This window comes from Falsiroseomonas oryzae (genome assembly GCF_027856955.1).
GTDB classification, from domain to species: domain Bacteria; phylum Pseudomonadota; class Alphaproteobacteria; order Acetobacterales; family Acetobacteraceae; genus Falsiroseomonas; species Falsiroseomonas oryzae.
Map to the genome: position 1 here is coordinate 1 of NZ_JAPSMD010000477.1, position 3,863 is coordinate 3,863.

The 3,863-nt window shown below is 72.8% G+C and carries 3 protein-coding genes and 2 tRNA genes; 1 reads left to right on the plus strand and 4 read right to left on the minus strand.

Annotation, left to right across the window (positions count from 1 at the left end; translation table 11 throughout):
- Window positions 1-44: 44 nt before the first annotated feature.
- From OZN99_RS27310 to OZN99_RS27325, 4 genes are all read right to left on the minus strand, one after another.
- Window positions 45-1,040 carry a glycosyltransferase family 2 protein gene (locus OZN99_RS27310; protein WP_270938384.1) on the minus strand — a complete coding sequence of 332 codons (996 nt, stop codon included), beginning with the start codon at window positions 1,038-1,040 and terminating at the stop codon, window positions 45-47.
- A 404-nt stretch (window positions 1,041-1,444) separates the two neighbouring features.
- Window positions 1,445-2,872 carry a DUF1254 domain-containing protein gene (locus OZN99_RS27315; RefSeq protein WP_270938385.1) on the minus strand — a complete coding sequence of 476 codons (1,428 nt, stop codon included), beginning with the start codon at window positions 2,870-2,872 and terminating at the stop codon, window positions 1,445-1,447.
- A 246-nt stretch (window positions 2,873-3,118) separates the two neighbouring features.
- A tRNA-Asn gene (locus OZN99_RS27320) sits at window positions 3,119-3,193 on the minus strand.
- Window positions 3,194-3,300: 107 nt separating this feature from the next.
- A tRNA-Cys gene (locus OZN99_RS27325) sits at window positions 3,301-3,371 on the minus strand.
- A 105-nt stretch (window positions 3,372-3,476) separates the two neighbouring features.
- Here OZN99_RS27325 and OZN99_RS27330 point away from each other — a divergent pair.
- The coding region (locus tag OZN99_RS27330) for a protein-L-isoaspartate O-methyltransferase family protein (protein WP_408611953.1) at window positions 3,477-3,863 on the plus strand (387 nt) is incomplete at its 3' end.

Genomic DNA, 3,863 nt, shown 5'->3' on the forward strand with positions numbered 1-3,863 from the left:
CTTGGCTCTCGCCGGCCGGCGCAAGACGGCTGGGATGAGCGCGCTCAGCCGAGCGGGCGCAGCGCGAAGGCGAGGGCGCGGGCCAGGTTGCGCGGCGCCAGCGCCAGCCGTCCCAGCCCCGCGCGCCGCGCCAGCCGCGCGGCCTCCGCATAGGCCGGCAGCCCCGCGCGCGACGCGTCGTAGAGATGCGCGCGGACGGCGCGCGGCACCATCTCCTCGCATACGGCCAGGTCGTCCGGCCCGGGCCGGAACGGCGCGGGATCGGCGCTCCGGGCGATCGTGCGGAGCCTGACCCGAGTCACCAGGTCGCCATGCGTGAAGCCGGCCCGGTTCGCCTCGCCCGACATGTTGGCGGGATGCACGCGCTTGCGGGCGATGCAGCGATCCGTGAAGACGACCCCGCCCAGCCAGGCCAGGCGCAGGAACAGGTCGGCGTCCTCGGCGAACATCATCGCCTCGTCGAACAGGCCCGCCCGCATCACGGCGTCGCGGTGCAGAAAGCTGGCCGAGGTCGGCACGCGCGGCCCGCGCAGCAGGGCCGCGAAGCTGGAGCCGCGCAGGCGCAGCCCGCCCTCCGGCGTCGCCTCCGCCGGCAGCTCGAGCAGGCGGCTCTTGGCGTGGTGGCTCGGCACCAGCGTCGCGCCGGTCGCACCGTCGAACAGGCTGCAATCGCCGAAGGCGAGCGTCGTGCCGGGTGCCGCGGCGATGGCCGCCAGCGTCGCATGATGGTCGGGCAGCAGCAGGTCGTCGGCGTCGCAGAGCGCGATCCAGGCGGCCCCGCTCGCGCGGATCGCGGTGTTGCGCGCGGCGGCCGGCCCGCGCGGGCCGGCATTGCGCAGCAGCCGGATGGCAAGCCGCGGCGCCAGTTCCCGCGCCAGGGCCTCGGCCAGGTCCGGTGTGCCGTCCGTGCTGCGGTCGTCCACCACGGTGACGCGCGCGGGCGGGCGCGTCTGCGCGGCAATCGCCTCGAGCGTCGGGCGCAGGAAGTGGGCGGCATCATGCGCCGGCACCACGACCTCGATCGCGGATGCGGGAATCACCGGGACCGTCGCCGGCGGCGGAGGCCGTCTGCCCTCGCGGACGCCGCCTTGCCGTGTCGCGCCGCGCGCGCCGTGTCGGACGTCACCATGCCGGCCCGATGCCCTGCCGCCGCTCCCCCATGCCGCGGCCGATGTGGATCAAGCGCGCGCCGAAGGCAAATGCCGCGGCGCACGGCCGCCTCGCGACCCGTTATTCGTCAGGGAGCCAGTCGGCTTCCGGATCCCGCCGGCGGCCTCGAGGGAATGCAGCCTGGACGGCGCTGCGGCGGCCCCGCCGGAGCCGGCTGCCCGGGGCTGTCCGGACCCCAGGCCCGGCGCGGCATCCCGCGGCGGGCCCGCTCGCCCGCCTGACCGGGTCGCGAGGTGGACAACCAGCGCGGCGCAGGACTGCGCCGCGTCGGGCGTCAGGACGGAACCTTGCGCGCCGGCGGGATCACCCAGCTGCCGTCGATGATCGAGGGATCCTCCTCCCGCGGCCAGTAGAGCCGCATCATCAGGATGAACTTGCCGGCGGGCGCCGGAAGCCAGTTGGACTCGCGATCCGCGCCCGGCGAGGCGTTCTGGATCAGGATGTCCACCGACCCGTCGGGGTTGCGCTTCAGGTCCTGGCGCGCGCTGATGGAGTAGCGGTTGATCGGGTTGGCGACGAAGAAGTAGTCGGCGTCGTCCATGGTGATGGACCAGAAGCCGTTCGCCGGCGGCAGCTGGCCCGGCGGGAAGCGCAGCACGTAGCGGTTCGCGCCGCTGTAGTCGCTGCCGTCCGCGTCCTTCAGCGAGGTCGGGTAGACGGCGTCCTGCGGCCGGTTGGCGCCGAGGCCGATCGCCGTGACCAGCGCACGCATGAGGTAGTCCGTGCCGTAGATGCCGGTCCGCGTCGTGTAGGCCCAGCCGTTGATGTCCTTGACCGCCGGGTTGATGCGGAACTGCAGCATGATGCGGTCGAAGCTGACCTGCGGGATGCGGCTGGCGAAGTCGGCGCGCAGCTTGCTGGCATCGAAGTCCTGGCCCGGGACGAGCCCGATGCGGGCGAAGCGCGCGATGTGCGGCGCGTCCGCCGGGGCGGGCGGGTTGCGCTTCATCAGCTCGGCCAGCAGCGTGAAATACTGCACGGCGGTCATGCCGTTCACCTGGTCGCGCACGGCGGTCCGCATGTCGATGGAGGGATCCACCGTGCCCGGGGGGGGCGTGTAGGGCCGGCCGTAGGCGCTGAGCGGCACGAGGCCGACCTGGTCCTGCAGCGCATGGACCTCGCGATAGTCCTCGGGCGTGCCGGTGCAGTAGATGCGGCCGAGCAGCCAGATGAGGTTCGTGCGAGACTTGTACTCCGTCACGCCGGCCGGCAGCGTGCCGCTCCAGCCCGGGCCGGTGATGGCGTAGGCCTGCGGGCCGGTGCCGGTGGTGCGCTTGCCCGGCACCTGGAAGACCGTGGTCCAGCCATCGAGCATGGGGAACAGCGCGTAGCGGCCCTTCATGTCGGGCAGGCTGAGCACATAGGGCTCGCGGCCGACGTCGAAGAAGGAGGTGGTGTAGAGCGTATCGGCGTTTGGCGCGGTGACGTCGCGGAAGCTGGAGTCGGGATACTGGCGCAGCTTGATGATGTGCCCCATCGGCCCGCGGGTGCCGACCGGCGCGGCGACGTTGGTGACGACGCGCCGCGTCATCTCCATGGTCACCAGCGGGTAGCCGAAGATGTAGGCCTCGCTCGCCAGCCAGAAATCCTCGACACCCTCGAACAGGCGCAAGCCTTCGGCCAGGGCGGCACCCCGCGGTATGGCGGCGCCGGCCAGCAGCCCGAGACCGGCCAGCGAGGCGGTTCGGCGGGACAACGACATGGGCTTCTCCTTCCTCCAGCCATGCGCGGGGGGCGATGCGACGACTTGTCGATCTGGTCTGAGGCGCGGCTTTTCCTGGCGAGGGTACGTCGGCCGAGTGCGGAGGGACAACGAATGGACGTGTCCATTCCGTGCAACCTGCGTGATCCGACGCCCGGGGAGGTGGCGCCAGCCTCGGCGGGCCGCACACAGGGCAGGTTCGCCCGCAGCGCATGGCGCGAGGCTGACGCAGGGGAGAAGGGAGAATGGCTCCGGCGGTTGGATTCGAACCAACGACCAACGGATTAACAGTCCGCTGCGCTACCGCTGCGCCACGCCGGATCAGCCGTGGGGGGCGCCTATAGCAACCCGTTGCCCCCCGGTGAAGCCCCTGCGACGTCCGCCCGAGCGGGGAACGGGCGCCGACGACGCCGGCTGTCGAAGGAGAAAGGCCGCGGCCGGAATCGAACCGGCATTCACGGATTTGCAGTCCGGTGCATCACCACTCTGCCACGCGGCCCTGGCGGCCTCTATCCGGCAGCCGCCTGCCGGGGTCAAGCGCCGCCGCGGCTTGGCCGCCAACGGGCCCGACCGTATAAACCCCGCGAAGCAAGAGGCGGCTAGGATGCACGGACAAGCGGCGCTCGACATGGCGTCCCGCATGGCGGAGGCCCGCCGGCGGATGGTGGACGGGCAACTGCGCCCGAACCGCGTGACCGATGCGCGGCTGCTGGCGGCAATGGGCGAGATCCCGCGGGAACACTTCCTGCCGGCCGAGTTGGCCCCGCTGGCCTATGCCGACGAGGATGTGCGGCTGCCCGGCGGCCGCGGCCTGATCGAGCCGATGGTGATCGCGCGCATGCTGCAGCTGCTGTCGGCCCGCGACGGCGACCGCGTGCTGGTGGTGGGGGCCGGCACGGGCTACGCGGCCGCCGTCCTGGCACGCTGCGGCGCCCGTGTCGTCGCGCTGGAGGACGACGCGGCGCTGGCCGCGGAGGCGCGCCGGGCCCTG